We start from the raw sequence: 26,322 nt of genomic DNA, 5'->3' as shown, positions 1-26,322 counted from the left end.
GAGATGCGGACGCGAACGCGCCTTTCGAGAATCGCGCTCGCCGCGACGGCCGTCGCCCTGGTGGCGGCCGTCGCGTGGGTGGCGTGGGTCGGGGTGCGCGGATGGCTCGCGAAGACGGAGCTCGACAGCGCGAAGGCGCTCGTCTCCGACGTCGGTGAAGCGCTGCAGGCCGGACAGCTCGACGCCGCTTCCGCCGACGCGGAGCAGATGCTCGCCCATGCCGAAGCGGCGTCCGCTCTCACCTCGGACCCGCTCTGGCGCGCCGCCGAGGGGATTCCCTTCGTCGGTCCGAACCTCGCGGCGGTGCGCGTCGTGTCGGCGGAGGTGGCAGGGGCGCTCTCGGGCGCCGCGATCCCGCTGATGGACGGCGTGGAGGCGCTCACCGCCGACCTTCGACTGCCCGAGGGCGGCATCGACACGAGCCTGCTCGCCGAGCAGCTCCCCGCGCTCGAGGATGCCGAGGCGACGCTCACCGATACCGCGGCCGATCTCGCCGACATCGACGGTGCCGCGCTGCTCCCGCCCGTCAGGTCGGCGGTGCGAGAGGTGGTCGACGCCGTCGACGAGATTCGCCCCGTCGTCACCGCGCTCGGCGATACGGCCGCGGTGCTTCCGGCGACGCTCGGGGGATCCGGCCCCCGCACGATCCTGATCATGCTCCAGAACAACGCCGAACTTCGCACGAGCGGCGGCATCACGGGCTCCTTCGTGGAACTGCGGGCCGATGCCGGCAAGCTCTCCCTCGTCTCCCAGGCCGATTCGTCCGAGTTCGAACGCGCGCCCTCACCGGTGCTGCCCATCCCCGAGTCGACGCTGGCGCTCTACGGAGAACAGGTCGGCAGGTTCGTGCAGAACGCGACCATGCCCGCGGACTTCGATCTGACCGCCCGACTCGTCTCGCACTGGTGGGAGGGCCGCACCGGGACGGCGCCCGATACCGTCCTGTCCGTCGACCCCCTCGTGCTGCGCGCACTGCTGGACGTCACCGGTCCCGTCGCAACGGAGTACGGCACGCTCACCGCCGACGATCTCGTCCGTCAGCTCCTCGTCGACCCCTACATGTCCCTCGACTCGTCGACGCAGACCGCGATGTTCCGCACGACCGCGTCCGCCGTCTTCGCGGAGGTCGCCGACTTCGACCTCGACCCGGTCGCGTTCGCCTCCGCGCTCGCCGGCCCGATCGCAGACGGACGCGTCAACGTCTGGAGCGCTCACGCCCAGGAGCAGGCCGTTCTCGCCCAGACCCTGCTCGCTGGTCCCGCGGCCCGCCAGCGCGCGGCCGGACCGGACGCGTTCGCGGTGTACTTCAACGATGCGACCGGCGGAAAGATGGACACGATGCTCGACGCCTCCATCGCCGTGGGAAGCGCGTCGTGCCGGGCGGATGGGCGTCAGGAGGTTCTGGTGTCCGTCGCTCTGACGAGCACTGCCGAGTCTGGTGCCGCCGACCTCCCCGTCGCGATGACGGGCGGCGGTCTGTACGGCGCGCGAAGCGGCGACATCGCCACGAACGTCTCCGTGTCGGCACCGGAGGGCATGTTCTTCGGCGGCGTGAGCCTGGCCGGCGGCACCATCCCCTCGGTGAACGTCGAGGAGAACGGCCTGCCTGTCAGCTCCGCGCGGGTCGATCTCGCTCCCGGCGAGTCCCGGACCCTGGAGTTCCGCTTCATCGCGGGCGACACCGATCCGATCGAGCCGGTCGTTATGCACACCCCGACCATCGACGACATCCCGCTCTCGCAGACGCGGGTCGACTGCGGCTAGTCCTTCAGCGCCGTGTCGGACACGCGGACGTCGAGCCGGAAGTCGACCGGGAAGTCGCCGAAGAGCAGCCGGCCGGCGGCGGCCGCGGCATCCGTCACCGCCCGTGCGGCGGCGTCGGCGAGCTCAGCGGGGGTATGCACGATCACCTCGTCGTGGAGGTAGAACGCCAGATGCGCTCGAGATCCGAACACCGGACCCGACCGCGGCGCCGCGTGATCCGCATCCACCGTCGGGAGCGCCCAGAGCCTGCCACGGAGGTCGGCCAACCAGGCGAGCGCCCATTCCGCGGCGGTGCCCTGGACGACGAAGTTGCGGGTGAATCTGCCGCGATCGCGCGCCCAGCGCCGTGCGCGGGTCTCGTCCGCTCCGGATGCCTCGGCCTCCGTGGCGTGGGACTGGGCCGCGCTCCAGGCGCCGGAAGGCGGCGGCGAGGTGCGTCCGAGCCAGGTCGACACGACACCGCCGTCCTCGCCCGTGCGGGCCGCGTCATCCACGAGTCCCATCGCCCGCGGATAGGCGCGGCGCAGGCGCGGAACGAGCCGGCCCGACTGGCCGGTCGTGGCCCCGTACATGGCGCCCAGGATCGCGATCTTCGCGTCCTGCCGCGTGCCGACCGCACCGCTGTCGACGATTCCCGCGTAGAGATCGCGCCCTCGCGCGGCCGCCGCCAGTGCCGCATCGCTCGACATGGCCGCGAGCACCCGCGGCTCCAGCTGCGCGACGTCGGCGACCACGAGCTTCCACCCCGGATCGGCGCGCACCGCCTCCCGCAGCTGCCGAGGCAGCTGGAGCGCGCCGCCACCGGATGAGGCCCACCGCCCCGTGACGACCCCGCCCGGGACGTACACCGGCCGGAAGCGACCCTCCGAGACCCACTCGTCCAGCCAGGTCCAGCCGTTCGCCGACAGCAGGCGTGAGAGCCTCTTGTACTCGAGCAGGGGGGCGACGACGGGATGCTCCTGCTCGGCGAGCTCCCACCGGCTGGTGGACTCCACCATCACCCCCACGCGGTGCAGAGACCGCAGGAGCTTCGGCTGCGAATCGAGGCTCGCGCCCGGGTCTCCGAGGGCGGCGCGGACCCGGTCGCCCGCCGCGACCAGCTTCGCGGGCTTGCCGCCCGAAGGCGGACGCTCCCCCAGCGTCTCGGCGAGGATGCGGTCGTGCTCCCGCGCATCCCAGGGCACCCCTGCGGCGCGCAGCTCCTCGGCGAGGAGGGCGCCGGCGGACTCGGCCGCGAGCAGCAGCCGCAGCCGCGCCGGGTCGGCGGACCCCGCGATCGCCTCACGCTGGCGGGTCAGCTCCGCGAGGGCCTCGTCCAGGTCACCGGGCGGCCCGACCGACGACTGCGTGTCGTCGAGCTCGAACAGGGCGGGCGCGGAGGACTCCTCCGCGGCGTGGGGTGCGGCATCCCACCGCGCATCCCTCCGCACGGCGGCCGACTCGGCGACCAGCGCCGAGTCGCGCAGGATCGCGTGGCACAGCCGCAGATCGTGACACCGGGCGACGCGGACGCCATCCGCCAGCAGCGTGCCGTACCAGCGGGGCGCGTCGTTCCAGACCCAGCGCGGCGACGACATCTGCTCGACACCGGCCACCCACGCAGAAAGCTCGGATGCCGCCACCTCCGTGCGCGCGAGCTCGGCACCCTCCTCGTCCAGGGTCGCCGCAGCGATCGCGTCCGCGGTGCGACCGAGGACAACCGCTGCCGGCGCGCGGCGGTGTTCCGGCGGCGGAGTCACCTCCGACGTGCGGGGCAGGCGCTCACAGTCCCGAGTCGTAGGTGCGCACGAGGATGCTCCCGCACTCCGGGCAATGGACGACGGCGTCCTCGGGGGCTTGCCTGAGGGCGTTGAGGTCGGTGCCCGAGAGCACCATATGGCAGCCCTCGCAGGTCCGCGCCCGCAGAATCGCAGCGCCGGCGCTGCGCGTGGCGAGCTTCTCGTACGCCGCGAGGAGATCCGCCGGAAGGGTGGCCGCGATCGCTGCTCGATCCCGCGTGGCGGCGTCGTGGGCGGCGGTCGCCTCCGCGATGGCGCGCTTGGCCTCCGCGCTGAGTTCAGCGCCCTGCGCGTTCGTGTCGGCGATGAGCTGCTCCTGCTCCGCGACGGCAGCCTCGGCCTGCTCCAAGCGCTCCATCACCTCGAGCTCGGCATCCTCAAGGTCCGATTTGCGGCGCGCGAGGGAGGCCAGCTCGCTCTCGAGCCCCTGGGCCTCCTTCGAGTTGCTCGAGGAGGCGAGGCGCTCGGCGTCGCGCGCACTCCGCGCGTCGACCACGGCGACGTCGGACTCGATCCGGCCGAGTTCGGCACGAAGGTCGTCGCGCACCCCGAGTCGAGTGGTGAGCTCCTGCGACAGCGTTTGACGCCGGCCCAGCAGCTCCTGCACACGTGCGGCCTGCGGCGGATTCTTGCGAGCATGATCGGCCTGGCGGATGCGGGCGTCGAGCTCGGCGACCTCCACGAGGCGGAGCTGGTCTGCGGGGCTGGCGTTCACGAGACAAACCTACCGCGGCCGCCGACGCCGTCGGTGGGCCCTGCCGGGATCGAACCGACGACATCCACGGTGTAAACGTGGCGCTCTACCAGCTGAGCTAAAGGCCCTCGCAGCACAGTCTAGGAGGTGCGTCTTCTCGTCCTCCGACTCGGTAGGCTGAGAGATGGTGCGTTGTGCAGAGCGGACAAAGCCTGCGCCGCTCCGGCAGCGATCACCTGGCATGATCTGCCAGACGACGAAAGGTCATCTGTGACTGTCAACGATCAGGATCCGTACTCGCAGGACCCCCTCGACAGCGATCCCGATGAGACCTCCGAGTGGCAGGAATCCCTGCAGCAGCTCGTTCAGGCAAAGGGCCACGGCCGCGGCCGCGAGATCATGCTCAGCCTGCTGCAGACCTCGCACGAACTGCAGCTGAACGTTCCGCAGGTCCCCACGACGGACTACATCAACACCATCGCTCCCGACAACGAGCCGGAGTTCCCCGGCGACGAAGAGCTCGAGCGCCGCTACCGCCGCTGGCTTCGCTGGAACGCCGCGATCACCGTGCACCGGGCTCAGCGTCCGGGGATCGGCGTGGGCGGGCACATCTCGACCTACGCCTCGTCCGCCTCGCTGTACGAGGTCGGCTTCAACCACTTCTTCCGCGGGCTCGACGACCCGAGCGGTGGCGACCAGGTCTTCATCCAGGGTCACGCGTCGCCGGGCATCTACGCACGGTCGTTCCTCGAGGGCCGGCTCAGCGAGTCGCAGCTCGACGGCTTCCGCCAGGAGAAGTCCCAGGCGCCCGACGGCATCCCGTCCTACCCGCATCCGCGTCTCATGCCGGAGTACTGGCAGTTCCCGACGGTCTCGATGGGTCTCGGCCCCATCAACGCGATCTACCAGGCGATGTCGAACAAGTACATCACCAACCGCGGCATCAAGGACCTCTCGAACTCGCGCGTGTGGGCGTTCCTCGGCGACGGCGAGATGGACGAGGTCGAGAGCCGCGGTCAGCTGCAGGTCGCCGCGAACGAGGGCCTGGACAACCTGACCTTCGTCGTCAACTGCAACCTCCAGCGCCTGGACGGGCCCGTCCGCGGGAACGGCAAGATCATCCAGGAGCTCGAGAGCTTCTTCCGCGGCGCCGGCTGGAACGTCATCAAGGTCGTGTGGGGCAGCGGGTGGGACGAGCTGCTCGCCAACGACACCGACGGCGCTCTCGTCCATCTCATGAACACGACTCCGGACGGCGACTTCCAGACCTATCGCGCGGAGGACGGCGCGTTCATCCGCGAGCACTTCTTCGGCCGCGACGAGCGCACGGCCGCCCTCGTGAAGGACTGGTCCGACGAGGACATCTGGGGCAAGCTGCGCCGCGGCGGTCTCGACTACCGCAAGGTCTACGCCGCCTACAAGGCCGCGACCGAGCACAAGGGCCAGCCGACGGTCATCCTGGCCAAGACGATCAAGGGCTATGGCCTGGGTCATCACTTCGAGGGCCGCAACGCGACCCACCAGATGAAGAAGATGACGCTGCAGGACCTCAAGTACTTCCGCGACTCGATGCGCATCCCGATCTCGGACGAGCAGCTCGACGAGAACCCGTACCTGCCGCCGTACTACAATCCCGGCCCGAACGACGAGACGATCCAGTACATGCTGGAGCGCCGCCGCACCCTCGGCGGGTTCCTCCCCGAGCGCCGAACCCACCACGTCGGCCTCCAGCTCCCCGGGGACGACGCCTACGCCCTTCCCAAGAAGGGCTCGGGAACCCAGGAGATCGCCACCACGATGGCGTTCGTCCGGCTTCTGAAGGACCTGCTGCGCGCGAAGGACTTCGGGCACCGCATCGTCCCGATCATCCCCGACGAGGCACGCACGTTCGGCATGGACGCGTACTTCCCGACGGCGAAGATCTACAACCCGCACGGCCAGAACTACACCTCGGTCGACCGCGAACTGCTCCTCGCCTACAAGGAGAGCCCGCAGGGGCAGATCGTGCACGTCGGCATCAACGAGGCGGGGGCCGTCGCCGCCTTCACTGCGGCGGGAACCGCCTACTCGACCCACGGCGAGCCGCTCATCCCGGTGTACGTCTTCTACTCGATGTTCGGGTTCCAGCGCACAGGCGACGCCCAGTGGGCCGCCGGCGACCAGATGGCGCGCGGCTTCATCATCGGCGCCACGGCCGGCCGCACAACGCTGACGGGCGAAGGCCTTCAGCACGCCGACGGGCACTCGCAGCTGCTCGCGTCCACCAACCCCGCGACCATCTCGTACGACCCGGCGTACGGCTACGAGATCGCGCACATCGTGCGTTCGGGCATCGAGCGCATGTACGGCGGGAACCACCCCGACCCGAACGTCATGTACTACCTGACGGTCTACAACGAGCCCCTCGTCCAGCCGGCCGAGCCGGAGGACGTGGACGTGGACGGCATCGTTCGCGGCATCCACCGCATCTCCTCGCCCGAGGGCGACGGACCTCGCGCGCAGCTCCTCGCGTCGGGCGTCGGCGTGCCGTGGGCCCTCGAGGCGCAGCAGCTGCTGCGCGACGACTGGGGCGTGCAGGCCGACGTGTGGTCGGTGACGTCGTGGAACGAGCTCCGGCGCGACGGTCTCGCGGCCGACGAGCACAACTTCCTGCATCCGGACGCCCAGCCGCGCACGGCCTACGTGACCGAGAAGCTGAAGGATGCCGCGGGGCCCGTGGTCGCCGTCAGCGACTTCATGCACGCCGTCCAGGACCAGATCCGTCCGTGGGTTCCGAACCGCTTCGTCACGCTCGGCGCCGACGGCTTCGGGTTCTCCGACACGCGCGCCGCCGCCCGCCGCTACTTCAAGATCGACGGCCCCTCGGTCGTGGTCCGCACGCTCCAGGCCCTCGCGGCCGACGGCGTGGTGGACCGCAGCCTGGCCGCGCAGGCGATCGAGAAGTACCGGCTCCATGACGTGACGGCCGGAACGAGCGGGAACGCGGGCGGCGAGAGCTGACCGACACGATGCCCGCCTCCGCCTCGATGGACAAGACCGAGACGCTCGCGTGGCTGCGGCGCATCTCGGGAGACCTGGCGACGGCGACGATCAAGCGGCTGGAGGACACTCTCCCCTGGTACGCCGACATGCCGCCCGCGCGGCGGTCGGCCGTCGGCCTCGTCGCGCAGGCGGGCATCACGTCGTTCATCTCGTGGTACGAGGACCCCACCTCGACCCCGTGGATCGCTGCCGACATCTTCGCCGTCGCGCCGCGGGAGCTGCTGCGCAGCGTGAGCCTCCAGCAGACGCTCCAGCTCATCCGGGTGACGGTCGAGATCACCGAGGAGCGGGTCGCCGGCAAGGGGGAGCACCTGCGCGAGGCAATCCTGCTGTACTCGCGCGACGTCGCCTTCGCCGCGGCCGACGTGTACGCGCGGGCCGCGGAGGCACGCGGCCTGTGGGATGCGCGCCTCGAGGCGCTCGTCGTCGACTCGATCCTCACCGGCGAGGCCGACGAGGAGCTGCCGAGTCGGATCGCCGCCCTCGGCTGGCATGGTCACGGAGAAGTCGCCGTCCTCGTGGGCACCACGCCACCGCAGTTCGACATCGACCAGCTCCGCCGCACGGCGCGGAAGCTCGGCGTCGATGTGCTGATCGGCGTGCAGGGCTCGCGCCTCGTGCTCGTGCTCGGTCGCGCCGACCCGCCGACGCGCCCCGACGACATCCCGACCGACCTGCCCTTCACCGAGATCGCCGCGCGACTGGAGCCCGGCTTCGGGCCCGGATTCCTCGTGCTCGGCCCCACCGTCCCCGCGCTCGTCGACGCCGGCCAGAGCGCGCGCGCTTCCCTGGCCGGTTTCGCGGTGGCGCGTGCGTGGCGGCATGCTCCACGCCCGGTGGAGGCCGACGACCTCCTTCCCGAGCGCGCCCTCGCCGGAGACCCGCTGGCGAAGCAGACCCTCGTGGATCGCATCTACCGTCCCCTCCAGGCGCACAGCACCGACCTCGTCGCGACGCTGTGGAGCTATCTCGACAACGGCCGTTCGCTCGAGGCGACGGCTCGTGAGCTCTTCGTGCACCCCAACACGGTGCGGTACCGCCTCAAGCGGGTCTCCGAGGTGATCGGCTGGGATGCGACGGGTCCGCGGGAGGCTCTGATCCTGCAGACCGCACTGATCCTGGGGTCCATCGGGACCGATGCCACTCGCCGCCGTGCTCCGCAGGCTCGCCGGTCGACCTCTTGATCTGTACACCTCTCACAAACGATCCCGGCATTCTTGTGTCAGGATCGCCAGAGGGTGCCCGATGATCCTTGGCAGGATGGACGAGTGAGAATCGCGGTCTTCCCCGGGCAGGGCTCCCAGTCCCCCGGATTCCTCTCCCCCTGGCTCGCCCTCGACGGCGCCGCCGACCGGCTTTCGCAGTACTCGGAATGGGCGGGTGTGGATCTCGTCACCGCCGGCACCGAGTGGGACGCCGACCAGATCCGCGATACCCGGGTCGCACAGCCGCTCATCGTCGCGGCCAGCCTGCTGTCCTGGAACGCGCTGCCCGGCCGGGAGTCTGTGGACGGCGTCGCAGGCCACTCGGTGGGTGAGTTCGCAGCCGCCGCAGCGGCGGGGATCCTGAGCGAAGAGGACGCACTGCGCCTCGTCGGCATCCGGGGCCGCGCCATGGCCGAGGCCGCCGCGGCGGCGGAGACCGGGATGAGCGCCGTGATCGGCGGGGACGAGGCATCCGTCGTCTCGCGTCTCGAAGAGCTCGGACTCACACCCGCCAACTACAACGGGGGTGGGCAGCTCGTCGCCGCGGGTGCGCTCGACGCGCTCGCCCGACTGGCCGCGGAACCGCTCGCCGGCACGCGCGTGATCCCGCTGCAGGTGGCCGGAGCCTTCCACACGAGCTACATGGCTCCCGCCGTCGACGCGCTGCGCGCCGCCGCCTCGGAGGTGTCGGCATCGGACCCCCGTGTGACGGTGTGGACCAACCGGGACGGCTCCGCGGTGGACACGGGCGACCACTTCGTCGAGCTGCTCGTCGACCAGGTCGCCTCCCCCGTGCGCTGGGACCTGTGCATGGGGGCCTTCTCTTCCGCAGGTGTGTCGGGCATCGTTGAGCTGTCACCGGCCGGTACGCTCACGGGACTCGCGAAGCGGGCTCTGCGCGGCGTCCCCGCCGTGGCCGTCAAGACGCCCGACGACCTCCCGGCGGCCGCCGACCTCCTCGGCTCCGCCGACGCCTGACCGGAGAATCCCGCATGACCCGCACACTCGTTCAGCCCACCGGTGCCGCCCACACGCGCATCTACGCGTACGGCGCCGCCCGCGGCGAGATCGCCGTGCCCAACGACGACCTCGTCGGCCCCATCGACTCGAGCGACGAGTGGATCCGTCAGCGCACGGGCATCGTGACGCGCACCCGCGCGGTCGCCGAGACCGATGCCATCGACCTCGCGACGGATGCCGCGCGCGAGGCGATCGAGAAGTCCGGGGTCGACGCGTCCAAGATCGACGCGGTGATCGTGGCGACCATCAGCAACCCCAAGCAGACGCCGTCGGTGTCGGCGATCGTGGCCGATCGCGTGGGGTCCAACCCGGCAGCCGCGTACGACGTCAACGCCGCGTGCGCCGGCTTCGCCTACGGCGTCGCGCAGGCGGACGCCCTCATCCGGGCCGGCGCTGCGAACTACGCCCTCGTGATCGGCACCGAGAAGCTCAGCGACATCGTCGACCCCACCGATCGCAGCATCTCGTTCCTCCTCGGCGACGGGGCGGGCGCGGCGGTCATCGGTCCGAGCGACACCCCCGGCATCGGACCCACCGTGTGGGGCTCGGACGGATCGAAGGCCGACGCGGTGGGCATGAACCACACGCTCAACGAGTTCCGCGACGGGGCCGCACCGTGGCCGACGCTCCGCCAGGAGGGTCCGACGGTGTTCCGCTGGGCGGTGTGGGAGATGGTGAAGGTCGCCCGTCAGGCGCTCGAAGCGGCAGGGGTCGAGGCATCCGATCTCGCCGCCTTCGTGCCCCACCAGGCCAACATGCGCATCATCGACGAGTTCGCAAAGCAGCTGGGGCTGCCCGAGTCCGTCATCATCGGCCGCGACATCGAGACGACCGGCAACACCTCCGCGGCCTCCATCCCCCTCGCGACCCACCGGCTCCTTCAGGAGCACCCCGAGCTGAGCGGCGGACTGGCATTGCAGATCGGCTTCGGCGCGGGACTGGTGTTCGGCGCGCAGGTGGTCGTCCTCCCCTGAACCGGCACGACCCCGACCATAGACTTGACGCGGACCGCCCGGTCCCGCACCCCCCGAGAACAGGAGAAACCATGGCATTCACCAACGACGAGGTCCTCGCAGGACTCGCCGAGCTCATCACCGACGAGACCGGCATCTCGGCCGACGAGGTCGCCCTCGAGAAGTCCTTCACGGACGACCTCGACATCGACTCGATCTCGATGATGACCATCGTCGTGAACGCCGAGGAGAAGTTCGGGGTCACGATCCCCGACGACGAGGTCAAGAACCTCAAGACCGTCGGCGACGCCGTCACCTACATCACGTCGAACCAGGCGTAGGACCATCCCCGTGGGGCTCCGCCCCACACCCCCGGCTTGCTGACGCACGCACCTTGATGGGGCTCCGCCCCACACCCCCGGCTTGCTGACGCACGCCTCGGTGGGGGCTACGGCCCCCACCGGTCAACACCGAGGACTCTGATTCATGAGCACACCCCGCATCGTCGTCACCGGCATCGGTGCGTCCACCCCGCTCGGCGGAACCGCGCCCGAGAGCTGGTCCGCTCTCCTGGGAGGCGCCTCAGGCGCCCACACCCTCGAGTACGACTGGGTGGAGGAATACCAGATCCCCGTGACGTTCGCCGCCGAGGCGCTCGTGCGTCCCGACACCGTCCTGGAGCGGCCGGTCGCGAACCGGCTCGACCCGTCGGCGCAGTTCGCCCTCGTGGCCGCGCTCGAGGCGTGGGCGGATGCCGGCAAGCCCGAGGTGGACCCGGAGCGCTTCGCCGTGGACTTCGCCACCGGCATCGGCGGCCTCCAGACCACGCTCGCCGCGTGGGACGTGCTCAAGACCAAGGGTCCGCGTCGCGTGATGCCGATGAGTGTGCCGATGCTCATGCCGAACGCGCCCGCGGCCGCCGTGTCGATGCATCTGGGCGCGCGCGGATACGCGCGCACGGTCGCCTCCGCGTGTGCCTCGAGCACCGAGTCGCTCGTGAACGCGTTCGAGGCCCTGCGGTCGGGTCAGGCCGACGTCATCATCGCGGGCGGCTCCGAAGCGGTCATCCACGGCCTCACGCTCGCCGCGTTCGCCGCGATGCAGGCGCTGTCGAAGCGCAACGACTCCCCCGAGACCGCGTCGCGCCCGTACAGCGTCGACCGCGACGGCTTCGTGATGGGCGAGGGCGCCGCATGCCTGGTCCTCGAGACGGAGGAGCATGCCAGGGCCCGCGGCGCCAAGATCTACGCCGAGATCGTCGGCGGCGGCGTCACGGCCGACTCGTACCACATCACCGCACCGGAGCCGGAGGGCCTGGGCGCCTCGCGCGCGGTGCGCCTTGCACTCGAGCAGGCCGGGGCCACGCCCGACGAGGTGACCCACATCAACGCCCACGCCACGTCGACCCCCACGGGCGACATCGCCGAGTACAAGGCGCTGCTGAGCGTCTTCGGCGACAGGGTGCACGAGATCCCCGTCTCTGCGACGAAGGGCGCCACGGGACATCTCCTGGGCGGCACGGGCGCATTGGAGGCGATCTTCACCATCCTCGCGCTGCGGGACCGCGTCGCACCGCCGACGATCAACATCTCGACCCAGGACCCCGAGATCCCGCTGCGGGTGTCGGGAGAGACCGTGCCGCTCGGCGACGGCCCGCAGCTCGCCATCAGCAACTCGTTCGGCTTCGGCGGTCACAACGCCGTGGTGGCGATCCGCTCGGTCTGATCCGCCGCGTACGAAGACGCCCCCGGAGTGCTCCGGGGGCGTCTGTCGTGTCAGGCGGCGATTCGCGTTCCCGCGGCCCGGGATCATCGTCCTCCGAGCCTCGGTATTGACGCCTCGCGCGCCCGAGTCTGCGATCCGTCCTCAGCCGACCTTGTGCAGCCACACGACGGGCGCGTCGTCGCTGGCGTGACGGAACGGCTCGAGCTCCTCATCCCACGCGGCGCCGAGTGCCACCTGGAGTTCGCGGTGGAGCTCCGACGCGCTGCCGCCCGAGACCTCCATGGCGTAGCGGATGCGGTCTTCACCGATCACCACGTTGCCGGCCGTGTCGGTCTGGGCGTAATGGATGCCGAGACCGGGCGTGTGGAGCCACCGTCCGCCGTCGCTGCGCGGCGTCGGGTCCTCCGTCACCTCGAAGCGCAGGTGCTCCCAGCCGCGGATCGCGGTCGCGAGCGCCGCCCCCGTGCCGGCGGGGCCCTCCCAGTAGTGCTCCGTGCGCCGAGCGCCGTGCAGGACGGGCTGGTCCGCCCAGTCGAAGCTCACCGCCCGCCCGAGCGCACGACCGACCGCCCACTCGAGGTGGGGGCACAATGCCCGTGGCGCGGAGTGAATGTAGATCACTCCACGCGCCTGTGGTGTCGCCATGATCTCTCCGTTTCATCAGGTGCGTCTTCCCCAACGACCTGAGCACGGGATCCAGCGGATGTTCGATTGTGCTTTCGCCATTATCACCAACCTCCGACGTAATGACAAGCGTGTCATTCGGCCTGTCGCAGCATCCCTTCGCGGACCTGGCGGCGACGACGAGCGCCCCGGCCGAATCGACCGGGGCGCTCGAGGGATCCGTGGATCAGGCTTCGCTCATGACGTTGACGGCGGCCTGCCCCTTCGCGGCGTAGTAAGCGGCGCGAGCGGCGTCCTTGCGTGCCTGCTCGGCGTAGCCTGCCTCGAGCACGTCCTGCGGGACGTAGACGCTCTCGGTGTGGTTCACGCCGTTGTACTTCTCGATGTAGGCGTCGAGCTCGGGGCCGGACGTCCACGAGGTGATCAGGCAGTAGCGGGGCTCGCTGCCGACGTGCGTGGCCGCGTGCCACAGGCGCTGCGTGTCGATGATGAGCTGCGCGCCGGCGGGAAGCGCGATGCGCACCTCGCCCTCCGGGTCGGTGCGGTTCTCACGCAGCACGAAGAAGCTGTCCTTGTCGTCGGTGAGGTTGAAGAAACCGCGCACGACCCAGCCGGTGCCGTCGGGGTTCAGCCGGTTGTTGTCGTCCTGGTGCAGGTTGTACAGGCACTCGCCGTACGGGGTCGGCTGCAGCTCGATCACGCGGCAGCGGCCGACGTTCGCGCCGGGCTCCTGGGCGCGGCGCGTGAGGTTCGGCGCCTTCTCGACCTGCGAGTCGATCCAGACACCGTCCTTGTCGGTGCGCGGCGGCTTGTGGTTCCAGAACCCGTTGCACTCGATCTCGCCGAACGCGCTGGCGAGGGGCGCGAAGCGCGTGTCGCCCGACGACTTCCAGTCGTTGTACTCGATGTCGAGCCACTCCTTGGGGTCGAGCTCCTGGTTGTAGCGGTCGAGGACGACGTAGCCGGTCTCCTCGAGCGCAGCGGACTTGATGTAACCCATGACGGATTGCCTTTCGGTCAGCGGGCCAGCACGTTTTAACAGGCCCAACTAAGGCAAGCCTACCCGCGGGGTCCTGGGAGCCCCCGAGGCGGGACCGTGAAAATGGATGCCGCCTCCTCAGCGTGCGGCGGAGGGTCGATTAGACTCGTCCGCGGCGTGTCCGGCGGCTTCCAGCTCCCGCGCCGATGAGCTTCGAAGGAGCGTATCCGGGCGATGGTCAGTGCCACGAATGTCGACGCGACCGCGGTCAACACGATCGGTTGGCTGTCGGCGGGCGAATGGACGATCGTCGTGCCGGTGTACCAGAGGCAGTACCGCTGGGACATCGGGGCCTGCGAACAGCTGCTGTCAGACATCCGCGCCGTCGCCGATCTCGACGACCGGCGGATGCACTTCCTGGGGTCCGTCCTGTCGTCGACGGGGCGCGCCGGCGATGGCCCGGAACTGGTGCTCATCGACGGGCAGCAGCGCATCACCACCCTCATGCTGCTCGTCGCCGCGCTGCAGCACACGGTCCGCGAGTCCGACCCGGCCATGGCGGACGAGCTCGCACGGGTGCTGCTCGCGCCCGGCGACGACACCGCGACGAAGCTGCGTCCGCACGCGGCGTGGGCCGACGTCTTCGAGAGCGTCGTCCTCGGCCGGCGCGGAGCCGACGCGGCCGCCCGCGAGTCGCGCTTCGACGACAACTACGCGTTCTTCCGCAGCCAGGTGGCAGCCGACGAAGCCGCACACATCTGGCGCGGCCTGCAGAAGCTCGAGCACGTCGCCATCACCCTCGGCGCGGGTGCCAACGCCCAGCAGATCTTCGAGAGCCTCAATTCCACGGGTGAGCCGCTGCGCGATCACGAGCTCATCCACAACTACGTCCTGATGGGTCTGTCGCATGCCGAGCAGCGGGAGATCGAGACGGAGTACTGGCTCCCCATCGAGCAGAACACCGGCGACTCGATCGGCGAATTCTGGCGTCAGTACCTCGTGATGACCACGGGACGCGAAGTGGTGGTCGCGCGAGGCCGCGGCGTCTACGACACCTTCCGGCAGGTCTTCCCGCGCCTCGACATCGATGACCTCCGCGCGCACGCCGCGGAGTGGCGGGACTACTCGCAGATCCACCGCGTGCTCCGCGAACCGCACCTCGAAACGGATGCCGCGGTCTCACAGCAGCTCCGGTGGCTCGGGACCTTCGGCACGGCGATGCATCCGCTCGTGATGCGCGCGTACCGCGACTGGAAGAGTGGCGGGTGCGACCGTGACGAGCTGATCGCCACCCTCGAGCACGTCCAGGCCCTCCTCCTTCGACGCTCGATCGTCGGGCCGGGAACGGATCGGCTGGTCGCCCGGCTCTGCCGCGCGCGGGACGCCGGGTGGGACTCGCTGGTCGCCGCGATCTCGCGCATCACCCCGTCGGATGAGCGCATCCGCGCCGCGCTGAAGTATACCGAACTCCCCCACCCCGCGTATGTCCTCGGTCGCCTGGCAGGCCTGGACCACGTGGACGGGCTCGACGTGGAGCGGGTGTTCCCCGCGGCGCCGTCCGACACCTGGACCGGAGACGGCGCGCGGGCGTGGTCGGAGTACTCCGAGGACGAGCAGAACAGCGCACGGGCTCTCGGCGGCACCCTCGGCAACCTGACGCTTCTCGAAAGCGACCTCGCGCTCCGCGCGTTCGATGCCTCGTTCCCCGAGAAGCGCAGGGTCTACGCGCGCAGCGCGATCCCTCTCAACGAGGAGCTCGCCCTCACCGAGTCCTGGAGCACCGCCGCAGTCTCGGAGCGCTCCGCCGCCCTCGGCGGGCGGTTCGTCGAGATCTGGCCCCGGCCGGGGACGACGCTCATCGACGATGACGGCCTCACCCCCATCCTCGACGCGGTGCATCGCCGCGGGTGGCCGATGGGCTGGGAGCGCGAGTGGTCGTATGTCGAATACCGCGGCGAGCACTGGGAGGTCCCTGACGTCAAGTACCTCTTCAACCGCATCTTCAAGCGGCTGTGGGCGGATGACCGGCGTGCGGTCACCTCCTACAGCGATCGGCGTGGCGGACCCGTCTACGCGGAACGGGCGTGGAACGGGCAGTGGGACAGCCTCGACGAGGGCACGTGGCTCTACATGGGCTGGGACTCGAGCTACATGCTCAGCGCGGTGCAGGGAGTGCTGGAGGAGGCGGGAATAGCCCCGGAGGTCTTCGTGAAGTACTCCTACATCGGCGACGCGATGAACCGGGTCGCCGGGCGTTAGGCTCGGTCACGCAGGGGGCGGTGGCCAAGCTGGTCAAGGCAGCGGGCTCATAACCCGACGATCGTGGGTTCAAGTCCCACCCGCCCCACTTCGAGGAGGGGTCGCCATCGGGCGACCCCTCCGGCACGATCGACGAATCGAGGTCGGTCGCCTCAGACTGAACCCGGCGGGTCCGCCTTGTCTTTGACCGGCGGTTCCGGCCAGACCTTCGCCACGGCTTCCGTGACGCGGATGGAGCTGGTCATCGGCTGCGTGGAATCCGCGCCCGGCTCACTGCCCCTCTTGATCGGGAGCTCCTGACTGTCGCTGAGGATCTGGGGGTGGTATCGAGCGAGCTGGTACACACCCCACACGGCGATCGCACCGACCGCCGTGAACGCGAGATACACCCAGAGCGGCGCACCGCTGGCCTCACCCAGGATCGTGAGACCGATGAGGATCGCGACGATGGGGTCGATCACCGTGAGACCCGCGATCACGAGGTCCGGGGGCCCGGACGCGTACGCGGTCTGCACGAAGTAGGCGCCGATGATCGCACCCAGGATCAGAGCGACGACGCACGTGAGGGTCAGCCACTCGAAGTCGCCCGCCTTGATCCGCTCGATGATGACCTTGGCGAGCGTCGCGACGAAGCCGTACATGATGCCGGCGGCCGAGATGTAGAAGAGCGCGCCGATGCGCTGACGACGCCACAGCCACAGTCCGCCCAGCGCGAGGGTCACGACGCCGAACAGGATCAGGATCGTGATCAGCTGCTGGTTGGTCACCGGCTTCTCGGTGGCGAAAAGGGCGGCGATGGTGACGAAGACGAAGATGCCGCCCACGCAGGCGGCGATCGCGATGAGCGACCGTTTCGTCGGCCGATGGCCGCTGATCTGCGCGTTGAGCAGGGTCGTGATGACCAGGGCGATGGCGCCGAGCGGCTGCACGACGATCAGCGGAGCGACGGCGAGAGCCGACAGTTGGCACACGATCGCGAGGCCGAGCATGACCGTGCCGATCACCCACGAGGGCCGCGACAGCAGCTTGAGGAGGTGATGGACGTTCAGGCCGCTCGTGCCCGTGGAACCGGTGAGCGCTTCGACCTTCGTGACTCCGCGGTGCTGGTACTGGGCGCCGAAGGACATGAAGACGGCGCCGAGGAGCGCCAGCGGGATGCCGTAGAGGAGGGCCGGATTCTGGAACGCGCCGACCAGCTGGTCGCCCACGTCCTGGAGCTCGTCCGTCATCCACAGCACACATCGACACTAGCCGCCGTCGCCCGTCGGTAGGCTCAAGGCGTGGCCGTTCTGCCGATTCGCATCATGGGTGACCCCGTCCTGCACGCACCCGCGAGCCCCATCGACCAAATCACCGACGAGATCCGCACGCTGGTCGCCGACATGTTCGAGACGATGGATGCCGCGCCCGGGGTCGGCCTCGCGGGCCCGCAGGTCGGCGTTCCCCTTCGCGTCTACACCTACTCGTACACCGACGACGACGGCGCCCCCTGGCGCGGCGTCATCATCAATCCGGAACTGTGGATGCGGCCACTCGAACCCGGAGAGCCCGACGAGGACGAGGAGTCCGAGGGGTGCCTGTCCTTCCCGGGCGAGCGGTTCCCGCTCCGGCGGTCCGAGGAGGTGCTCGTCACGGGCACGGATCTCGAGGGCGAGCCGGTGCGGATCCAGGTCGACGGCTGGCGCGCCCGCATCATGCAGCACGAGTTCGATCACCTCGACGGCATCCTCTACGTCGACCGGCTCGGCGACGGCGATTGGAAGACCGCGCAGAAGATCGCGCGCAAGCGCGGCTGGGGCCGGCCCGGTCACTCCTGGACGCCGGGCGTCGACGACATCGATGCCTGAACCGGGGCCCCCGGACAACGAAGAAGGCCCCGAGGGTGGAGCCTCGGGGCCTTCGCTCCCCCACTTGGACTCGAACCAAGAACCTATCGGTTAACAGCCGATTGCTCTGCCAATTGAGCTATGGAGGAATACTGCCCGCTCGCGCGGACAACCACACCATCTTAGCAAACGCTTCAGCGTGCTCGTGACGTCACGACGCCACCAGGCGGGGGTCGGCCTCACCGCTGGGCGTCCACAGCAGGTCCCTCGTCCCGTGCCCGTAGGCGACGGCGTGTCCCGCGCGCAGCACCAGCACGTCGGCGTCCAGTTCGCCCACCACGTCCGGCTCGTTGGTGACCACGAGCATCGACATGCCGAGCTCCCGCCTCCGGCGCAGGAGCGCGTCGCGCGCAGCCTTCCGCGCCTCGACGTCCAGGTTCGCAAAAGGGTCGTCGCCGATGAACAGCTTCGGCTGCAGCACCAGCGCGCGCGCGAAGGCGACCCGCTGGCGCATGCCGGCGCTCAGCTCGTACGGGTACTTCGCCGCGGCGCCCAGCGGCAGCATGAGCTCGTCGAGGAGCGTCGCGACGCGCACCGACAGCGCACGCTGGTTCACGCGCCGGTCCCGACCGGTGATGGGCTCGCCGATGACCTCCGACACCGTCAGTCGCGCCGGCAGCCGGGCGCCCGCCGCCTGAGGGAGCAAACCGGTGAAGTACGTGAGCTCGCGCAGCGCGCGGCCCGGGCGCCGGACCGGGATGCCCTCGACGACCGCATCGCCGCCGACCACGGCGACGCCGTCGTCGCCCGCCCCGCCGAGAACCGAGACGAGGGTCGACTTGCCCGAGCCCGTCGGACCCATCACCGCCAGCGTTCCGCCGTGAGCCACCTCGAAGGTCACCCCGTCGACCACGCGCTGGGCGGGGCCGCCGCGTCCGGCTCGGGCGATGGACAGATCGATCGCACGGATGGCGACGTCGGCTTCTCGTCGTCGAGTCATCTCCTCATCCTGCCGTGCCGCCGCGCGTGGCGCCACTGCGCGGGCCTCAGACGTCGGCGACCAGCTGCTGCCTCTGCGCGTCCAGTTCGCGCAGCTCGAGGCGGATGGCACGGCCCTCGTCCGACGCCGCCGGCACGCGCTGGATGGCGCCGAGAAGCTCGTGCTTGCGACCCTCCAGCCCGCGGATCACGAGCCGCCGGGCGAGGTCGTTCGTCGACGAGACCGCAGCCGCGTCGTCGAGAGCAGGGAAGTCGGCCGCGAGAAGCTGCCCGCCCAGCGTCCGGTACGGCTCCCGCACCTCGCCGATCGCGTCCATCGCCCATCCCGGGCGGGCCATGCCTGCCGCGTGCTGTCGCACGGCCTGCCGGACGGCGTCGAGAGCGGGATGCCGGAACGGCAGGTCGAGCGCTCGGGCGACGAGTTCGGCATCCAGTCGATGGCCGAACTGGAGGAACCCCATCAGCGCGTCGCGCTCGAGAGTGACATCGGCCGTGCGGGGCAGCGAAGCGAGAGTCACCCGCATGACCGGCTCACCCTCGGCCGCAGATGGCGGCGCTGCCGGCTCGTGCGGGTGATCTCGCCGCGCCGCACCGCGGCCGGCTCGCTCCACCTCGCGCCGGACGTCCTCGGTGTCCATGCCCAGGCGTCGCGCCAACACGCGGACGTACTCCGGCTGCAGGAGCGCGTCGCGGAGCTCGGCCACCACGGGCGCCGCGGCACGCAGTGCCCCGACGCGGCCCTCCACGGCGGCGAGGTCGAAGCCGGCGATCCGCTGATCCAGCACGAACTCGACCATCGGCGCCTTCGTCTCCATCAGACCCCGCACGGCCGCGTCGCCGCGCTGCAGGCGAAGATCGCACGGGTCGAGGCCGTCGGGACCGGTGGCGACGTAGGTCTGCGCGTTGAAGCGCTTGGCGTCCGCGAAGGCGCGAAGCGCCGCCTTCTGACCGGCGGCATCCGGATCGAAGGTGAAGACCACCTCACCCGCCGTCGAATCGTCGCCCATCACGCGGCGCAGCACCGTGATGTGGTCCGACCCGAAGGCGGTGCCGCACGTCGCGATCGCCGTCGTGATGCCGGCGAGGTGGCACGCCATGACGTCGGTGTACCCCTCGACCACGACGACGCGGTGCTCGCGCGAGATGTCGCGCTTGGCCAAGTCGAGCCCGTAGAGCACCTGCGCCTTCTTGTAGATCGCCGTCTCGGGCGTGTTGAGGTACTTGGGGCCCTTGTCGTCGTCGAACAGCCGCCGCGCCCCGAAGCCGATCACCTGCCCGGTGACGTCGCGGATCGGCCAGACCACCCGGCCGCGGAACCGGTCGTATACGCCGCGCTGCCCCTGCGAGACCAGGCCCGCACCCGTGAGCTCCTCGTCGGTGAAGCCCTTCGCGCGGAGCGCGTCGCGCATACCGTCCCACCCCTTGGGTGCGTAACCGACGCCGAAGTGCGCGGCGGCGCCGGCATCGAACCCGCGCTCCCCGAGGAACCGCCGCGCGATCTCGGCCTCGCCGGTCGCAAGCTGCTCGCGGAAGAATTCGGCCGCCGCCGCGTTCGCGGCGAACAGGCGGGTGCGACCGGTGTGCTCGGGTGCCGCTCCGCCGTCCTCGTAGTGCAGCGTGTAGCCGATCCGTCCCGCCAGGCGCTCGACCGCCTCGGTGAAGGAGACGTGATCCATCTTGGTGAGGAACGAGTAGACGTCACCCGACTCGCCGCAGCCGAAGCAGTGGTAGAAGCCCGCTTGGGGGCGCACGTTGAAGCTGGGACTGCGTTCGTCGTGGAAGGGGCACAGTCCCTTCATCGCTCCGACACCGGCGTTCTTGAGCGCCACGCGCTCGCCGATGATGTCGGCGATGTTGGTGCGCGCCTTGACCTCCTCGACGTCCGCCTGGCGGATGCGACCGGCCATCAGCGCACCCCGGTGGCGCGGGCCCCGGGAGACCACACGCCGAGGGATGCGGCATCCAGTTCGCCGACCAGGCGGCCGTGCCAGGCGATCGCGACCTGATCGGTGAGACTCGCCACCTGATCGACCACCGCCCGCCGGCGCGCGGCGTCCGTCTCGGCGGCGGCGAAATCCTGGGCATGAAGGGCGTCGAGTGCCTCGGGCGCTTCCCACAGCGCGTTCGCGAGCCGCTTCAGGACTCGGCGCTGCTCCTTGTAGAGGTCCTTGCGCCCCTCGATCGACACCACCACCGCACCGATGATGCCCTTGAGCACGGCCATCTCCGCCTCCACCACGCGCGGCACCACCACGTGGGCACGATAGCGCGTGAGCGCCGACATCCCGTAGGCGTCACGGGTCGCCGTCGTCGCGGCGCGTGCGAACCTTCCGATGAGGTCGGAGGTCAGGTTCTTGAGGCGCGCCAGCGAGGCGCGCGTTCCGTCGAAGGCGGTGATCCACTCCGGCATGCGCATGAGGCGGTACAGCGCGTCCTCGAGCTCGTCGCGGGCGAAGTCGTAGCCCACCCAGGACTGGATCGCTCGCAGCAGAGCTTCGTGCTCGGCCGGGTCGGCCAGCCGCGCGGGGTCGAGGTAGCCGTTGACCACGGCGTCCTCGAAATCGTGGACCGAGTAGGCGATGTCGTCGGAGAGATCCATCACCTCGGCCTCGATGCAGCGGACCCGACCGGGCGCGCCCTCCCTCATCCAGCGGAAGACCGGCTCGTCGTCGGGATACACCCCGAACTTCAGGCGGCCGCCCGGGTCGGGGAGAGGATGCTCGGCCGTCCACGGGTACTTGCACGTCGCGTCGAGGCTCGCGCGCGTGAGGTTGAGACCGAACGTCCGGCCGTCGTCGTCGACCACCTTGGGCTCCAGGCGCGTCACGATCCGCAGGGTCTGCGCGTTGCCCTCGAATCCCCCGATGTCTTCGGCCCACTCGTTCATGGCCCGTTCGCCGTTGTGGCCGAAGGGCGGGTGACCGAGATCGTGACTCAAGCACGCCGTGTCGACGACGTCGGGCGCGAGGCGCAGCGCGGTCGCCAGCTCGCGCCCCACCTGGGCGACCTCGAGAGAGTGCGTCAGGCGGTTGCGCGCGAAGTCGGCCGGGCTCGCCGGACTGAGCACCTGCGTCTTCGCGGCGAGCCGTCGCAGCGCCGCCGAGTGCAGCACGCGCGCGCGGTCGCGGGCGAAGTCATCGCGCTGCGAGCGGTGGCGCTCGGCGTGGAAACGCTGCGCATCGGCATCGTCGTAGCCCGAGGGTCGCTCGGACGAGACGCCGATCGCCACGGCGCCGTCACCCGCCACTGTGGTCGAGTTCCGCTTCGGCGATGGCACAGGATGCTTCGGCGGTCAGCTCGCGGGAATCGAGCCAGTGCTCGGGGAGCGCGGGCCGCTTGGGGGTTCCGGCCCTGCCGCGCTGCCCCTCCGCCGCCGCTCCCGGATACGGGGCGTCGAGGTCGAGCGTGCCGAGCAGATCGTCGATCTCGGCGAGTGTGGAGACCGTTGCCAGTCGAGCACGCAGGTCGCCGCCCACCGGGTACCCCTTGAAGTACCAGGCCACGTGCTTGCGGATGTCGCGGCACCCGCGCCCCTCGTCTTCGAAGAACTCCACCAGCAGCTCGGCGTGACGCCGGAACGCGTGGGCGACGAAGCCGAGCGTCGCATCGACGGGCGGGGCAGATGCCGCAGCCGGGCCGCCGAGCTCACGCGCGAGGTCGCCGAAGAGCCACGGACGGCCGAGGCAGCCGCGGCCGACGACCACGCCGTCGCAGCCGGTCTCGGCCATCATGCGCGCCGCGTCGGCCGCGGACCAGATGTCGCCGTTGCCCAGCACGGGAACGCTCGTGACCGCTTCCTTGAGAGCCGCGATCGCCGACCAGTCCGCCTCGCCCGAGTAGAACTCGGCCGCGGTGCGGGCGTGGAGGGCGACCGCAGCGACGCCGGCGTCCTCGGCGATGCGTCCGGCGTCGAGGTAGGTCAGGTGATCGCCGTCGATGCCCTTGCGCATCTTGACCGTCAGCGGCACGTCGCCCGCGGCACGGGCCGCGCGCGTGACGATGTCGCGGAAGAGCCCGAGCTTCCACGGCAGCGCGGCGCCGCCGCCCTTGCGCGTGACCTTGGGCACGGGACATCCGAAGTTCAGGTCGATGTGATCTGCGCGATCCTCCTCGACGAGGAGACGGACGGCCGCCTCGGTCGTGGCCGGGTCGACGCCGTAGAGCTGGATCGAGCGGGGCTTCTCGGACTCGTGGTGCGTGATCAGACGCATCGTGGTGGCATTCCGCTCGACCAGCGCACGCGTCGTGATCATCTCGCTCACGTAGAGGCCGGCGCCGTATTCGCGGCACAGTCGACGGAACGCGGTGTTCGTGATCCCCGCCATCGGCGCCAGGACGACGGGCGCATCGAGCTCGATGGGTCCGATGCGCAGGGTGCGCGAGGGGGCGAGGGCGGTCGTCACGTCGTCCATTCTCCCAGACTCCCGCTGAGCGCGCGCAGAGCCGTGACCACCTGTGGAGCCGCGTGCTCCGGGAAGCCTTAGCCTGGGGACATGACCGACGCTACCGCGACCGATCTGCGCAGCATCCCGTTCCAGACCGCCGACGGCGGCACCGCCACGCTGGCCGACTACGGCGACAAGGTCCTTCTCGTCGTGAACGTCGCCTCGCGCTGCGGCCTCACCCCGCAGTACGAGCAGCTCGAGGAGCTGCAGCGCGCGTACGCCGAACGCGGATTCACCGTGCTGGGCTTTCCGTGCAATCAGTTCATGGGCCAGGAGCCGGGCTCGATGGAGGACATCCTCGAATACTGCTCGACCACCTGGGGAGTCTCCTTCCCCGTCCACGACAAGGTCAGGGTCAACGGCGGCAAGGCGGCGCCGATCTACAAGGCGCTCCGCGACACCCCGGATGTCGACGGCAAGAAGGGCCGCATCCAGTGGAACTTCGAGAAGTTCGTGCTCACGCCTGACGGTGAGGTCCACCGCTTCCGCCCGAACGTCAAGCCCGACGACCCGGCGATCGTCGGCGTCATCGAGGCGAACCTGCCCGGCTGAACAGGCGACCGCGGCCGCGACCGCTGCAGTTCCCGGCGAGCGCTGCGTCCCGCGACGGCGCCCATGACGGGAACTGCAGCGCGGACGTCACGCGCTGACAGGAGCCTCGTCGCGGTGCTCGGCCCACACCTGGCGCACGATCTGCGCGAACGCCTCGGCGGGCTGCGCCCCGGAGACCCCGTACTTGCCGTCGATCACGAAGAACGGCACGCCGTTGATCCCGTACGCCTGCGCCTGCGCCTGATCCGCGCGCACGGCGTCGAGGAACCGGCCGCTGCGCAGCGCCTCCCGCGCCGCGTCGGCGTCCAGTCCGGTGTCCGCGGCGAGGGTGACGAGTTCCGCCTCGTCTCCGAGGTGACGGCCCTCGGTGAAGTACGCGGACATGAGGCGCTCGGCGACCTCGTGCTGACGCCCCTGCTCCTTCGCGAAGTGCAGCAGCTCGTGCGCCTTGACGGTGTTGGTGTGCTTGAGCAGGTCGAACCGGTACTCGAGCCCCGCCTCGGCGGCGACGCCGGTGACGCGGTCGAGCATCTGCTGTGCCTGATCGCGCGAGATCCCCTTGTGCGTGGCGAGGTAGTCCGCCTCCCCACCCTCGAAGTCCACGGGTGTGTCGGGCGAGAGCTCGAAGGAGTGGAACACCACCTCCACGGCGGGGGCGTCGTCGTCACCGGATGCCTCGGCAAGCCCCTTCTCGAGATTCCGCTTGCCGATGTAGCACCAGGGGCAGGCGATGTCGCTCCACACGTCGATCTTGATGGCATCCGTCATGCTCAAGGACAAGGCGCGGCGGCCGCCGTCTATTCCGGTGAATGTGTCATCCGGTGGGCGGATCCGCGTCGGGGAGGAAGCGGAACCGCACGCGCACATCGTCGTACGGGACCACGATGGTCGAGGCATCCGCCGACCACTCGTCGGGCACGAGATACAGCCGCCCCCCACCTTGCGCGAGCAGGCGCAGGCCGAAGTAGCGGTACCCGAACACCGGCCCGCGCTCGCCCTCAGCAGGAACATCGGCCGGCTCCCCCAGGTCGCGTGACGTGATGGCGTCGTTGCCGGGATACAGGCGCTCCTTCGTGTCCAGCACCACGGCCGGGAGCGCGGTCAGATCGGACGCGAGCGCCCGGGCCTGCCCGAGACCCCACCATTGGGCGATCGTGGCCGTGGCCCAGAAGGTGCCCGCCACGAGAACGAGGACGAGGATCACCACGACCCCGCGGCCGATCCCCTTGCCCCCGAGCGCCCGGACGGTCGACGCAGCATAGGCAGCCAGTCCCGCGCCGACCGCGAGGAACAGCGGCGTCAGCAGCTGACCCCAAGCCCAGTCGGCCAGAAGCGGCTCGACGAACGCGAGGACGAGGCCGGCCAGCAGGAACCCGATGCCCGTCCACGCCAGGCCCGCGATGAGTCGCCGGCGATCGTCGGGTTCGACGCGCTCGATGTGACGCCGCATGCGCCGGTGGGCGACCATGAGACCTGCGGCCAGGAGCAGGAGCACCATCACCGGGACGAAGAGCGCACCCGGGCTGCGCATCACGAACTCCTGGGAACTGAGCCCGATCAGGTCGACGTCGATTCCGAAGTAGCGGAAGAACTCCCGCGTCGAGACGTAGCCGAAGTAGAACAGCAGCGCCGTGACGAGCGTGAGCGGCGCGACGAACGACGAGAGGAACCCCATCCACTTCTCGAAGCCGAGACCGCGCTCCGGTGCGGGCTCGTCGGCGACCGCAGGGGGCGCCTCCGGCGCGGGAGGCGGGGCCGCTCGCCTCGTGCCGATGGCCATCACGCCCCCGCGGGCGTGTTGATGAGGATCTGCGGCCCTTCCTCAGCGTCGCGAGCAGCGACGGCGTCGCAGACAGCGGCGGTGGGGCAGGTCATCGTGCCCGCGAACGTGATGATGGTGCCTTCCAGGAAGTCAGGCCCGGGCAGGATCTCGAGCCCGCAGAATGCGGACGCATTGGCCTCCAGCTGCAGCCCGATGCACGACGGCAATGGCGCTCCCGTGCCCGGATCCACGCCGCAGGGATTCGCCGTGACCTCCACAAGCGTCGGCTCGATGAGGGCCTCGCTGAACTCCATCACCACACCGTCGGGGATCGGTTCGGTCCCGCCCCAGAACATGGCGACCGTCTCGCACCACACACCATCCGCCACGAGCTCGGTCTCGCCCTGATCGCCGTAAGCGGGACCGCCGTAGTCGACCGTCGGGCCGACGCGCACGCGCTCCTGATCCGGGTCCACGTCGCCGTTGGTCGGCGTGGGTTCCGGCTCGGGCTCGGGCTCCGGCGTACCGGTCTCCGTCGGACCGACGGCGCCTCCTTCGGTCGTCGTCGGGGCGCATCCGGCGAACGACAGGGCGAAAGCGAGGACGGCGACGGCGATCACGGTCCTCCCCGAGCGACGCGAGAAGAACATGGCACACCCCCTGACCGACCGCAGACGCGGCGCTCTTCAGTGAAG

At 70.2% G+C, this 26,322-nt stretch carries 22 protein-coding genes and 3 tRNA genes; 11 read left to right on the top strand and 14 right to left on the bottom strand.

Annotation, left to right across the window (positions count from 1 at the left end; genetic code table 11):
- The first annotated feature begins 3 nt into the window (after nucleotides 1-3).
- Nucleotides 4-1,764 (top strand): DUF4012 domain-containing protein, encoded by a 1,761-nt coding sequence (locus tag ACFQ0P_RS13665; protein WP_204979207.1) that lies wholly within the window; start codon nucleotides 4-6, stop codon nucleotides 1,762-1,764.
- On the opposite strand, the gene ACFQ0P_RS13660 is transcribed toward ACFQ0P_RS13665, so the two are convergent.
- The 3 genes from ACFQ0P_RS13660 to ACFQ0P_RS13650 form a co-directional block, all read right to left on the bottom strand.
- Nucleotides 1,761-3,503: a bifunctional 3'-5' exonuclease/DNA polymerase gene (locus ACFQ0P_RS13660; protein ID WP_204979206.1), complete on the bottom strand. Its 1,743-nt coding sequence runs from the start codon at nucleotides 3,501-3,503 to the stop codon at nucleotides 1,761-1,763. The two genes, ACFQ0P_RS13665 and ACFQ0P_RS13660, sit on opposite strands and share 4 nt — an antisense overlap.
- A 22-nt stretch (nucleotides 3,504-3,525) precedes the next feature.
- Nucleotides 3,526-4,257, bottom strand: a complete 732-nt coding sequence (locus ACFQ0P_RS13655; RefSeq protein WP_204979205.1) for a zinc ribbon domain-containing protein — start codon at nucleotides 4,255-4,257, stop codon at nucleotides 3,526-3,528.
- Nucleotides 4,258-4,291: 34 nt separating this feature from the next.
- A tRNA-Val gene (locus ACFQ0P_RS13650) sits at nucleotides 4,292-4,364 on the bottom strand.
- Nucleotides 4,365-4,506: 142 nt separating this feature from the next.
- On the opposite strand from ACFQ0P_RS13650, the gene aceE reads away from it, so the two are divergent.
- The 6 genes from aceE (at nucleotide 4,507) to ACFQ0P_RS13620 (ending at nucleotide 12,181) form a co-directional block, all read left to right on the top strand.
- Entirely contained in the window at nucleotides 4,507-7,236 is a 2,730-nt protein-coding gene (gene aceE, locus ACFQ0P_RS13645; protein WP_204979204.1) for a pyruvate dehydrogenase (acetyl-transferring), homodimeric type, read from the top strand.
- 8 nt (nucleotides 7,237-7,244) lie between these two features.
- A complete protein-coding gene (locus tag ACFQ0P_RS13640; protein WP_204979203.1) occupies nucleotides 7,245-8,462 on the top strand; it encodes a PucR family transcriptional regulator in 1,218 nt (405 codons plus the stop codon).
- Between the two features lie 84 nt (nucleotides 8,463-8,546).
- On the top strand, nucleotides 8,547-9,461 hold the full coding sequence (locus ACFQ0P_RS13635) for an ACP S-malonyltransferase (RefSeq protein ID WP_204979202.1): 915 nt from the start codon (nucleotides 8,547-8,549) through the stop codon (nucleotides 9,459-9,461).
- Between the two features lie 14 nt (nucleotides 9,462-9,475).
- Complete coding sequence (locus ACFQ0P_RS13630) at nucleotides 9,476-10,477, top strand: beta-ketoacyl-ACP synthase III (protein WP_204979201.1); 1,002 nt, start codon at nucleotides 9,476-9,478, stop codon at nucleotides 10,475-10,477.
- Between the two features lie 71 nt (nucleotides 10,478-10,548).
- A complete protein-coding gene (locus ACFQ0P_RS13625) occupies nucleotides 10,549-10,797 on the top strand; it encodes an acyl carrier protein (protein WP_124293295.1) in 249 nt (82 codons plus the stop codon).
- Between the two features lie 145 nt (nucleotides 10,798-10,942).
- Nucleotides 10,943-12,181, top strand: a complete 1,239-nt coding sequence (locus ACFQ0P_RS13620; protein ID WP_204979200.1) for a beta-ketoacyl-[acyl-carrier-protein] synthase family protein — start codon at nucleotides 10,943-10,945, stop codon at nucleotides 12,179-12,181.
- Nucleotides 12,182-12,322: 141 nt separating this feature from the next.
- Here ACFQ0P_RS13620 and ACFQ0P_RS13615 read toward each other — a convergent pair whose 3' ends face one another.
- Both ACFQ0P_RS13615 and ACFQ0P_RS13610 read right to left on the bottom strand, forming a co-directional pair.
- Nucleotides 12,323-12,826 carry a DUF3145 domain-containing protein gene (locus ACFQ0P_RS13615; protein ID WP_204979199.1) on the bottom strand — a complete coding sequence of 168 codons (504 nt, stop codon included), beginning with the start codon at nucleotides 12,824-12,826 and terminating at the stop codon, nucleotides 12,323-12,325.
- Nucleotides 12,827-13,031: 205 nt separating this feature from the next.
- Complete coding sequence (locus ACFQ0P_RS13610) at nucleotides 13,032-13,805, bottom strand: hypothetical protein (RefSeq protein WP_204979198.1); 774 nt, start codon at nucleotides 13,803-13,805, stop codon at nucleotides 13,032-13,034.
- A gap of 213 nt (nucleotides 13,806-14,018) precedes the next feature.
- Between ACFQ0P_RS13610 and ACFQ0P_RS13605 the strand changes: the two genes are divergently transcribed.
- The gene (locus ACFQ0P_RS13605) at nucleotides 14,019-16,043 is read left to right on the top strand and encodes a DUF262 domain-containing protein (RefSeq protein ID WP_204979197.1); all 2,025 of its coding nucleotides are present in this window, start codon (nucleotides 14,019-14,021) and stop codon (nucleotides 16,041-16,043) included.
- Between the two features lie 14 nt (nucleotides 16,044-16,057).
- Nucleotides 16,058-16,131 (top strand) — tRNA-Ile (locus ACFQ0P_RS13600).
- A 64-nt stretch (nucleotides 16,132-16,195) separates the two neighbouring features.
- On the opposite strand, the gene ACFQ0P_RS13595 is transcribed toward ACFQ0P_RS13600, so the two are convergent.
- The gene (locus tag ACFQ0P_RS13595; RefSeq protein WP_204981420.1) at nucleotides 16,196-17,272 is read right to left on the bottom strand and encodes a DMT family transporter; all 1,077 of its coding nucleotides are present in this window, start codon (nucleotides 17,270-17,272) and stop codon (nucleotides 16,196-16,198) included.
- A 51-nt stretch (nucleotides 17,273-17,323) separates the two neighbouring features.
- Here ACFQ0P_RS13595 and def point away from each other — a divergent pair, with 51 nt between their 5' ends.
- On the top strand, nucleotides 17,324-17,890 hold the full coding sequence (def, locus tag ACFQ0P_RS13590) for a peptide deformylase (protein WP_204979196.1): 567 nt from the start codon (nucleotides 17,324-17,326) through the stop codon (nucleotides 17,888-17,890).
- 55 nt (nucleotides 17,891-17,945) lie between these two features.
- On the opposite strand, the gene ACFQ0P_RS13585 is transcribed toward def, so the two are convergent.
- The 5 genes from ACFQ0P_RS13585 to dusB all read right to left on the bottom strand — a co-directional run bounded on the left by ACFQ0P_RS13585 (nucleotide 17,946) and on the right by dusB (nucleotide 23,280).
- A tRNA-Asn gene (locus tag ACFQ0P_RS13585) sits at nucleotides 17,946-18,018 on the bottom strand.
- 62 nt (nucleotides 18,019-18,080) lie between these two features.
- Nucleotides 18,081-18,869 (bottom strand): ATP-binding cassette domain-containing protein, encoded by a 789-nt coding sequence (locus ACFQ0P_RS13580; protein WP_204979195.1) that lies wholly within the window; start codon nucleotides 18,867-18,869, stop codon nucleotides 18,081-18,083.
- Between the two features lie 46 nt (nucleotides 18,870-18,915).
- Nucleotides 18,916-20,775, bottom strand: coding sequence for a DNA primase (gene dnaG / locus ACFQ0P_RS13575; RefSeq protein ID WP_204979194.1), 1,860 nt, complete (start codon nucleotides 20,773-20,775; stop codon nucleotides 18,916-18,918).
- On the bottom strand, nucleotides 20,775-22,115 hold the full coding sequence (locus tag ACFQ0P_RS13570; protein ID WP_204979193.1) for a deoxyguanosinetriphosphate triphosphohydrolase: 1,341 nt from the start codon (nucleotides 22,113-22,115) through the stop codon (nucleotides 20,775-20,777). Before ACFQ0P_RS13570 ends, dnaG begins: the two co-directional genes overlap by 1 nt.
- Nucleotides 22,105-23,280: a tRNA dihydrouridine synthase DusB gene (gene dusB / locus ACFQ0P_RS13565; RefSeq protein ID WP_378772566.1), complete on the bottom strand. Its 1,176-nt coding sequence runs from the start codon at nucleotides 23,278-23,280 to the stop codon at nucleotides 22,105-22,107. Before dusB ends, ACFQ0P_RS13570 begins: the two co-directional genes overlap by 11 nt.
- An 81-nt stretch (nucleotides 23,281-23,361) precedes the next feature.
- Between dusB and ACFQ0P_RS13560 the strand changes: the two genes are divergently transcribed.
- Nucleotides 23,362-23,865 carry a glutathione peroxidase gene (locus tag ACFQ0P_RS13560; protein ID WP_204979192.1) on the top strand — a complete coding sequence of 168 codons (504 nt, stop codon included), beginning with the start codon at nucleotides 23,362-23,364 and terminating at the stop codon, nucleotides 23,863-23,865.
- 87 nt (nucleotides 23,866-23,952) lie between these two features.
- Here ACFQ0P_RS13560 and ACFQ0P_RS13555 read toward each other — a convergent pair whose 3' ends face one another.
- From ACFQ0P_RS13555 to ACFQ0P_RS13545, 3 genes are read right to left on the bottom strand one after another with little or no spacing between them, the layout of a single operon-like run.
- Nucleotides 23,953-24,633, bottom strand: coding sequence for a DsbA family oxidoreductase (locus ACFQ0P_RS13555; protein ID WP_204979191.1), 681 nt, complete (start codon nucleotides 24,631-24,633; stop codon nucleotides 23,953-23,955).
- 46 nt (nucleotides 24,634-24,679) lie between these two features.
- Complete coding sequence (locus ACFQ0P_RS13550) at nucleotides 24,680-25,645, bottom strand: hypothetical protein (RefSeq protein WP_204979190.1); 966 nt, start codon at nucleotides 25,643-25,645, stop codon at nucleotides 24,680-24,682.
- Entirely contained in the window at nucleotides 25,645-26,277 is a 633-nt protein-coding gene (locus tag ACFQ0P_RS13545; protein WP_204979189.1) for a hypothetical protein, read from the bottom strand. Before ACFQ0P_RS13545 ends, ACFQ0P_RS13550 begins: the two co-directional genes overlap by 1 nt.
- Between the last annotated feature and the right edge of the window lie 45 nt (nucleotides 26,278-26,322).

This window comes from Microbacterium insulae, from assembly GCF_042677065.1.
Lineage (GTDB): Bacteria > Actinomycetota > Actinomycetes > Actinomycetales > Microbacteriaceae > Microbacterium > Microbacterium insulae.
The sequence above is the reverse complement of the archived record's forward strand: the minus strand, read 5'-3'. Positions and strand labels throughout refer to the sequence as shown.

What these genes read in the sequence shown, in the direction of transcription:
- ACFQ0P_RS13665 (WP_204979207.1), top strand. Translation starts at nt 4, where the DNA reads ATGCGGACGCGAACGCGCCTTTCGAGAATCGCGCTCGCCGCGACGGCC.
- ACFQ0P_RS13640 (WP_204979203.1), top strand. Translation starts at nt 7,245, where the DNA reads ATGCCCGCCTCCGCCTCGATGGACAAGACCGAGACGCTCGCGTGGCTG.
- ACFQ0P_RS13630 (WP_204979201.1), top strand. Translation starts at nt 9,476, where the DNA reads ATGACCCGCACACTCGTTCAGCCCACCGGTGCCGCCCACACGCGCATC.
- ACFQ0P_RS13625 (WP_124293295.1), top strand. Translation starts at nt 10,549, where the DNA reads ATGGCATTCACCAACGACGAGGTCCTCGCAGGACTCGCCGAGCTCATC.
- ACFQ0P_RS13620 (WP_204979200.1), top strand. Translation starts at nt 10,943, where the DNA reads ATGAGCACACCCCGCATCGTCGTCACCGGCATCGGTGCGTCCACCCCG.
- ACFQ0P_RS13615 (WP_204979199.1), bottom strand. Translation starts at nt 12,826, where the DNA reads ATGGCGACACCACAGGCGCGTGGAGTGATCTACATTCACTCCGCGCCA.
- ACFQ0P_RS13610 (WP_204979198.1), bottom strand. Translation starts at nt 13,805, where the DNA reads ATGGGTTACATCAAGTCCGCTGCGCTCGAGGAGACCGGCTACGTCGTC.
- ACFQ0P_RS13605 (WP_204979197.1), top strand. Translation starts at nt 14,019, where the DNA reads ATGGTCAGTGCCACGAATGTCGACGCGACCGCGGTCAACACGATCGGT.
- ACFQ0P_RS13595 (WP_204981420.1), bottom strand. Translation starts at nt 17,272, where the DNA reads ATGACGGACGAGCTCCAGGACGTGGGCGACCAGCTGGTCGGCGCGTTC.
- ACFQ0P_RS13580 (WP_204979195.1), bottom strand. Translation starts at nt 18,869, where the DNA reads ATGACTCGACGACGAGAAGCCGACGTCGCCATCCGTGCGATCGATCTG.
- dnaG (WP_204979194.1), bottom strand. Translation starts at nt 20,775, where the DNA reads ATGGCCGGTCGCATCCGCCAGGCGGACGTCGAGGAGGTCAAGGCGCGC.
- dusB (WP_378772566.1), bottom strand. Translation starts at nt 23,280, where the DNA reads ATGGACGACGTGACGACCGCCCTCGCCCCCTCGCGCACCCTGCGCATC.
- ACFQ0P_RS13560 (WP_204979192.1), top strand. Translation starts at nt 23,362, where the DNA reads ATGACCGACGCTACCGCGACCGATCTGCGCAGCATCCCGTTCCAGACC.
- ACFQ0P_RS13555 (WP_204979191.1), bottom strand. Translation starts at nt 24,633, where the DNA reads ATGACGGATGCCATCAAGATCGACGTGTGGAGCGACATCGCCTGCCCC.
- ACFQ0P_RS13550 (WP_204979190.1), bottom strand. Translation starts at nt 25,645, where the DNA reads ATGGCCATCGGCACGAGGCGAGCGGCCCCGCCTCCCGCGCCGGAGGCG.
- ACFQ0P_RS13545 (WP_204979189.1), bottom strand. Translation starts at nt 26,277, where the DNA reads ATGTTCTTCTCGCGTCGCTCGGGGAGGACCGTGATCGCCGTCGCCGTC.